This is a genomic window from Geodermatophilus sp. SYSU D00663 (assembly GCF_054050655.1).
Genome location: NZ_JBJGZT010000033.1, coordinates 36,508 through 43,509 on the forward strand (window position 1 = coordinate 36,508; position 7,002 = coordinate 43,509).

At 76.9% G+C, this 7,002-nt stretch carries 6 protein-coding genes; 4 read left to right on the top strand and 2 right to left on the bottom strand.

Annotated features, from left to right (window positions below; all coding sequences use genetic code 11):
* Positions 1–23: 23 nt before the first annotated feature.
* On the top strand, positions 24–1,448 hold the full coding sequence (locus ACI79Z_RS20545) for a dihydrolipoyl dehydrogenase family protein (protein WP_456903669.1): 1,425 nt from the start codon (positions 24–26) through the stop codon (positions 1,446–1,448).
* Positions 1,449–1,452: 4 nt separating this feature from the next.
* Here ACI79Z_RS20545 and ACI79Z_RS20550 read toward each other — a convergent pair whose 3' ends face one another.
* Positions 1,453–2,235: a transglutaminase-like domain-containing protein gene (locus ACI79Z_RS20550; RefSeq protein ID WP_456903671.1), complete on the bottom strand. Its 783-nt coding sequence runs from the start codon at positions 2,233–2,235 to the stop codon at positions 1,453–1,455.
* 69 nt (positions 2,236–2,304) lie between these two features.
* On the opposite strand from ACI79Z_RS20550, the gene ACI79Z_RS20555 reads away from it, so the two are divergent.
* Positions 2,305–3,105 (top strand): SGNH/GDSL hydrolase family protein, encoded by an 801-nt coding sequence (locus tag ACI79Z_RS20555; RefSeq protein ID WP_387985566.1) that lies wholly within the window; start codon positions 2,305–2,307, stop codon positions 3,103–3,105.
* Positions 3,106–3,146: 41 nt separating this feature from the next.
* Here the strand turns inward: ACI79Z_RS20555 and ACI79Z_RS20560 are convergent, their stop codons facing one another.
* Positions 3,147–5,168 carry a putative bifunctional diguanylate cyclase/phosphodiesterase gene (locus ACI79Z_RS20560; RefSeq protein ID WP_456903673.1) on the bottom strand — a complete coding sequence of 674 codons (2,022 nt, stop codon included), beginning with the start codon at positions 5,166–5,168 and terminating at the stop codon, positions 3,147–3,149.
* A 250-nt stretch (positions 5,169–5,418) separates the two neighbouring features.
* Here ACI79Z_RS20560 and ACI79Z_RS20565 point away from each other — a divergent pair, with 250 nt between their 5' ends.
* On the top strand, positions 5,419–5,787 hold the full coding sequence (locus ACI79Z_RS20565; protein ID WP_456903675.1) for a VOC family protein: 369 nt from the start codon (positions 5,419–5,421) through the stop codon (positions 5,785–5,787).
* A gap of 42 nt (positions 5,788–5,829) precedes the next feature.
* Positions 5,830–6,870: an LLM class flavin-dependent oxidoreductase gene (locus tag ACI79Z_RS20570; RefSeq protein ID WP_456903677.1), complete on the top strand. Its 1,041-nt coding sequence runs from the start codon at positions 5,830–5,832 to the stop codon at positions 6,868–6,870.
* Positions 6,871–7,002: the final 132 nt, after the last annotated feature.

The following is a 7,002-nucleotide window of genomic DNA, read 5'->3' on the forward strand; positions in this document are numbered from 1 at the left end:
GACCACACCGCCAGGATGGCCCGGTGAGCAGCGCGGACGAGAAGACCTACGACGTCGTCGTGATGGGCGCCGGCTCGACCGGGGAGAACGTCGCCGACGTCGTCGTCCGGGGCGGGCTGTCCGCGGTGCTGGTGGAGGAGCACCTCGTCGGCGGGGAGTGCTCCTACTACGCCTGCATGCCGAGCAAGGCGCTGCTGCGCGGCACCGAGGCGATCGAGGAGGCGCGCGCGGTCAAGGGCGCCGCCGCCGCGGTCACCGGCGAGCAGGACGTCGCCGCGACCCTCGAGCGCCGCGACTCCTTCACCAGCCACTGGGACGACGCCGGCCAGGTGCGCTGGGTCGAGGGCGCCGGCATCGACCTGGTCCGCGGCACCGCCCGGCTCGAGGGCGAGCGCACCGTCGTCGTCACCCGCCCCGACGGCGGGGCCACCCGGCTCACCGCGCGGCACGCGGTCGCGGTCTGCACCGGGTCGGAGGCCGCGGTGCCGCCGGTCGAGGGCCTGCCCGACGTCGAGCCGTGGACCCCGCGCGAGGCCACGAGCGCGAAGGAGCCCCCGCGCCGGCTGCTGGTGGTCGGCGGCGGCTACGTCGGCTGCGAGACGTCCTTCGCCTGGAACGCCCTCGGCTCTCAGGTGACGCTCCTCCAGCAGGGCGACCGGCTGCTGCCGGGCGCCGAGCCGCAGGCGGGTGACGCGGTGCTCGCCTCGCTGCGCGACCGCGGCGTCGACGTCCGGCTCGACGCGGAGGTCCGCGCGGCCCGCCGCGAGCACGACGAGGTCGTCCTCACGACCGCCGAGGGCGAGGTCCGCGGCGACGAGGTGCTCGTGGCCGTCGGGCGGCGGGCGCGGACGACGGCGATCGGCGTGGACAGCGTCGGCCTCGAGCCGGGGGAGTACCTCGACGTCGACGACACGCTGCAGGTGCGCGGGCTGCCGTGGCTCTACGGCGTCGGCGACGTCAACGGTCGCCGGCAGCTCACCCACATGGGCAAGTACCAGGCCCGCCAGGCCGGCGCGGCGATCGTCGCCCGTGCCCGCGGCGAGGAGGTGCGGGTGGAGGACTGGTCGCCGCACACCGCCACCGCCGACCACGCCGCCACGCCCTCGGTCGTGTTCACCGACCCGCAGGTGGCCAGCGTCGGCCTGACCAGCGCCCAGGCGGAGGAGCGCGGCCTGCCGCACCGCGTCGTCGAGTACCCGATCGGCTCGGTCTCGGGCGCCGCCCTGTTCGCCGACGGCTACGAGGGGACCGCGGTCGCCGTCGTCGACACCGAGCGCGAGGTGCTGCTCGGGGTGACCTTCGTCGGCCCGGCGGTGGCCGAGCTGCTGCACGCGGCGACGATCGCCGTCGTCGGGGAGGTGCCGATCGCGCGGCTGTGGCACGCGGTCCCGGCCTACCCGACGGTGAGCGAGATCTGGCTGCGGCTGCTCGAGACCTGGCGCGGCTGAGCGCTCAGGGCAGCGGGAACGGCGTGTCGCTCGATGCGGGCAGGTCGCCGTCGACGGCGGCGGTGACGGTCATGCCCCGGAACTGCGCGCCGCCGAGCGTGGTCAGGAAGGCGGTGTCGGCGGCGTCGCGGCCCGAGCAGATCCGCACCAGCGACGACGTCGGCGCCAGCCGCGTCGCGTCGACCACGCACCAGGTCCCGCCGACGTCGGCCTCCGCGACGGCGTGGAAGTCCATCGGGTCCAGCCCGGGCGCGTAGACGGCGACCAGCCGCGCCGGCACCTCCAGGGCGCGCAGCAGGGTGACCGTCAGGTGCGCGTAGTCGCGGCACACGCCGCGCCCGGCCAGCAGCGTGTCGACGGCGGTGTCCACCGGGCGGCTGGCGCCCGCGGCGTAGACCAGCCGCCGGTGCACCCAGTCGGCCACCGCGCCCACCAGCTCGGCGCGGGGCAGCGAGCGGTCGAACTCGGTGGCGGCGAACCCCTCGAGCTGGTCCGACGGGCAGTAGCGGCTGGGCCGGATCGCCTCCGCCCACGCCTCCGGCGTCACCGCGCGGCCCGGGCCGCCGCGCTCGGCGGTCGCGGTGTAGGTGACCTCGGTGGTGCCCGCCTCCAGCCGGACCCGGTGCACCCGCGCCTCGCCCACCCGGAGCTCCTCGACCTCCAGCGGGCGCCCCTCGCACAGCACGGTCAGCGTCTCGGTGGCGGGCGTGGCCACCGCCACCTGCAGCAACGCGGTGGCCGGGCCGGCCGAGGAGAGGGTGAGCGAGGCGGCGACGGAGGTCGGCATGACCGAGATCGTCGCCGCGGCCGGGGTCCCGGCGCGCTGTGTGCTCGCTCACCGTGCTGCAGTGGGTCCGTGCCCGCACCGTCCCGCAGTTCCTGGCGCCGCTACGTCGCCCTCGGCGACTCCTTCACCGAGGGGCTCAGCGACCCCGACCCGGCCCGCCCCGGCGAGTACCGCGGCTGGGCCGACCGGCTGGCCGAGCACCTGGCCGAGGCCTCCCCGGGCGCCGACGTCGAGTACGCCAACCTCGCCGTCCGCGGGCGGCTGCTCCCGCAGGTGCTCGCCGAGCAGGTGCCGGTCGCCCGCGCGGCGCAGCCGGACCTGGTGAGCCTGGTGGCCGGCGGCAACGACCTGCTCCGTCCCGGCGCCGACCCCGACGTGCTGGCCGCCGCGCTGGAGGCGGCGGTGGCCGCCTTCCGCGCCGACGGCGCCGACGTGCTGCTCGCCACCGGCGTCGACCCGCGGCTGACGCCGATCATCCGGCGCACCCGCGGCCGGGTCGCGGTGTTCAACGCCTCGCTGTGGTCGATCGCCGCGCGGCACGGCGCCGTCGTCCTCGACCAGTGGGGCGCGGACTGGCTGCTGGACTGGCGGCTGTGGGACAGCGACCGCATCCACCTCACCGCCGAGGGGCACCGGCGGATGGCGCTGGCCGCGGCCGACGCGCTCGGCGTCCCGGTCCCCGGCGACGGCGAGTGGCGCACCCCGCTGCCGCCGGCCCCGCCGCGGGCGCTGCGTGCGGCGCTGGCCGAGGAGGCCGCCTGGGTGCGCGGGTTCGTCGCGCCGTGGATCGCCCGCCGCCTGCGCGGCCGGTCCTCCGGCGACGGGCGGGCCCCGAAGCGGCCGGTGCCGCTGGCGCTGCCCCGCGGCTGAACCGCCGGGACCGTGCACCTCCGCGGAGGTTCCCGGAGGGCTCAGGCGGGGGACTGGTCCCCGTCCGTCTCGTCCCCGTTTGTGGCCGGCTCGTCGTCGGTGGTCGTGTCCTCGACGACCACGAGGAACGGCCGGGGGGCCGGGGGCTCCTCGGCGTCCTCCAGCGGGAACAGGTCGACGCCGTCGCCGCCGGCCGGGTCCGGCACCGGGGGCAGCTCGCCGGTGACCGCCTCCAGCTCGCCGGTCACGGCCTCGAGGACGGCGGCGGCCTCCTCGGCGGCCTGCTCGACGAGCACCTCGGCCATGAGCGCCTCGGCGCGGCTGGGCAGCGGCGCGGGCCGGCCGAAGGCGTAGCCCTGCGCCATCGCGCAGCCGTGCCGGCGCAGCCACTCGGCCTGCTCGAGGTCCTCGATGCCCTCGGCGATCACCTGCAGGCCCATGCCCTGCCCGAGCTGCAGCAGGCCCTGGACCAGGGCGGCGGTGGAGGGCCGGGTGACGACGTCGGCGACGAACGACCGGTCGATCTTGACGGTGTGGATCGGCAGCCGGTGCAGCGCGGTGATGGCCGAGTAGCCGGTGCCGAAGTCGTCGAGCGCCAGCGTCACGCCGCGCGCGGTCACCTCCGACACCGCCTGCAGCGTGGCCTCGGCCGCGAACAGCGCCGTCGACTCGGTGATCTCCAGCTCCAGCCGCCCGGGCGGCAGGCCGGACTCCTCCAGCGCGGCGGCGACCAGGTCGCTGAAGCCCTCCTCGGCCAGGTGGCGCGCCGACACGTTGACGTGCACCCGCAGCCCGGCCGGCCAGCCGGCGGCGTCGGTGCACGCCTGCCGCAGCACCCAGGCGCCCAGGCGGGAGGTGAGCCGGTTGTTCTCCGCGGCGTCGAGGAACGCGCCCGGCGGCAGCAGCCCGCGGGTGGGGTGCTGCCAGCGGATGAGCGCCTCGTAACCGAGCAGGGTCTCGTCGGCCAGGGAGACGATCGGCTGGTAGAACAGCCGCAGCTCGTCGCCGTCCAGCGCGCGGCGCAGGTCGGTCTCCAGCTGCAGCAGGTCGACCTCGTCCTCGGTCAGGCCGCCGTCGTGCACCTCGATGCGCGCCCGGCTGCCGTCCCGCTTGGCGCGGGTGAGCGCACTGTGCGCCTGGCGCAGCAGGTCGTCGGGGGCGACGTCGGAGCCCATGGTCAGCCCGACGCTCGCCGACAGCACGATCTCGCGGTTGCCGAGCTGGAACGGGTCGTCGAGCACCGACAGCAGCCGGTCGGCCAGCGCCCGCAGGCCGTCGAGGTCCTCGACGTCCTCGGCGAGGATGAGGAACTCGTCGGCGCCGAGCCGCACGGCGGTGTCCTCGACGCGGGTGCTCCAGCGGAGCCGGTCGGCGACCTGGCTGAGCAGCTGGTCGCCGGCCTCGGTGCCGAGGGTGTCGTTGACCGCCTGGAACCGGTCGAGGTCCAGGTGCACCAGGCCCACCTGGAGCCCGCGGCGGCGGGACAGCGCGAGGGCGTGGGCGAGCCGGTCGGTGAGGGCGCGGCGGTTGGGCAGCCCGGTGAGCTGGTCGGTGAAGGCCCGGCGGACCAGGTCCTCCTCGGCCCGCCGCCGGTCGGTGACGTCGACCAGCGACAGGACGACGAAGTGCGGCTCACCGGTGGTCCGGTGGACGACGGTGTGCGACTGCTGCACCCACAGCTCGGTGCCGTCGGCGCGGCGCAGGCGGCGCTCGCCGTCCCGGCGCAGCCACGGGTCCAGGCCGGCCTCGTCACCGGCAGCGCCGTCGCCGTCGGCGATCGGGGCCTCGTCGGGGTGGGCGAGCAGGTCGACGTGGCGGCCCACCACGTCGTCGATGCCGCGGCCGGACAGCGCGCACAGCGCGTCGTTGACGACGAGCAGGTGGCCGTCGAGGCCGACCAGGGCCTTGGGCACCGGCGAGTTGAGGAACAGGGCGCGGAACACCTGGCCGCGGTCGGCCAGCAGCGTGTCGATGGCCCGCAGCCTCGTCCCCGCCGGTGCACCGCTCGGCTCGCCGGGCTGGTCGGCCCGGGGCCGGGGCACGTGGGGGGCGCTGAGAGTCACCTGCACAGGGTGGCCGACCGGACGGCCGGAGCAGCGGAACCCGCACACGGAGAGTCGTGGTCGGTCGCTCACGTTGCGTCACGGCGGGAGGCTGCCGTGTCGTCCGGTGCGCGTGGGGCGTCGCGGTGAGCAGCGCCTCCACCTGCGGCCGCGGTCTCCCTCGGCACGGGTGTCCGCTCCGGGCGCCCGGGAGGGTGCCCGGCCCCCGCTCCGGGGAGCAGGGTGGGCGCCCCGAGCGGAGGAGCGCGTCATGGACTGGAAGCTGGAGCTGGTCGCCGTGCCGGTCAGCGACGTCGACCGTGCGATCGCCTTCTACACCGACGGCGCCGGGTTCCACCTCGACCACGACCACCGGGTGAGCGAGGCGGTCAGGTTCGTGCAGCTCACCCCGCCGGGGTCGGCGTGCTCGATCGCGATCGGCACCGGCCTGCTCGACGTGCCGCCCGGGGCGGCGCAGGGGCTGCAGCTCGTCGTCGACGACGTCGAGGTGGCGCACGAGGAGCTGACCCGGCGCGGCGTCGAGGTCAGCGAGGTCCAGCACCTCCCCTGGGGGTCGTTCGTGTTCTTCAGCGACCCGGACGGCAACGGCTGGGCGGTCCAGCAGCTGCCGGCGCGCTGAGCGCCGGGGAATCCCGCGCCCGGCCCGTGCGCTGTCCCGGGCATGGACGTCGGCAAGCGCATCGGGTTCCTGTCGTTCGGGCACTGGCAGCCGCTGCCCGGCTCGGAGGTGCGCACGGCGCGGGACGCGCTGGTGCAGACCGTCGAGCTCGCCGTCGCCGCCGAGGAGCTGGGCCTGGACGGGGCGTTCGTCCGGGTGCACCACTTCGCGCGGCAGCTGGCCTCGCCGTTCCCGCTGCTGGCCGCCATGGCCGCGCGGACCTCGCGGATCGAGCTCGGCACCGGCGTCATCGACATGCGCTACGAGAACCCGCTGTACATGGCCGAGGAGGCCGCGGCCACCGACCTGCTCGCCGGCGGCCGGCTGCAGCTCGGCGTGAGCCGGGGGTCACCGGAGGCGGCGCTGCGCGGCTCGGAGGCGTTCGGCTACGTCCCGCCGGAGGGGTCCTCGGACGCCGACCTGGCGCGCGAGAAGACGGCGCTGTTCCTCGCCGCGGTGCGCGGCGCGACCGTCGTCGACGCCGACCCCGGGATGACCGGCGGCGCGCGCGGCCGGCTCGCGATCCAGCCGCAGTCGCCGGGCCTGGCCGACCGGATCTGGTGGGGCGCCGGCACCCGGGCGACGGGGGAGTGGGCCGCCCGCCAGGGGCTGAACCTGATGAGCTCGACGCTGCTGTCCGAGGACACCGGCGTGCCCTTCGACGAGCTGCAGGCCGAGCAGATCGCCCGCTACCGCGCCGCCTGGGCCGAGGCCGGGTGGGGCCGCGAGCCGCGGGTGTCGGTGAGCCGCAGCGTCGTCCCGATCGTGTCCGACGTCGACCGCGCCTACTTCGGCGACGAGCGCCGCTCGTCCGACCAGGTCGGCCTGCTCGAGGGCGTGCGCGCCCGCTTCGGCCGCAGCTACGCCGGCGAGCCCGACGAGGTGGCCGAGGAGCTGGCCAAGGACGCCGCCGTCCGCGAGGCCGACACCCTGCTGCTCACGGTGCCGAACATGCTCGGCGTCGAGTACAACGCCCGGCTGCTGGAGAACGTCGCGCGCCACGTCGCGCCGGCGCTGGGCTGGACGCCCGCCGGCGCGCGCTGACGCACGCACGCGAGAGGCCCGGGGGGGGGGGGGGGGGGGGGGGGGGGGGGGGGGGGGGGGGGGGGGGGGGGGGGGGGGGGGGGGGGGGGGGGGGGGGGGGGGGGGGGGGGGGGGGGGGGGGGGGGGGGGGGG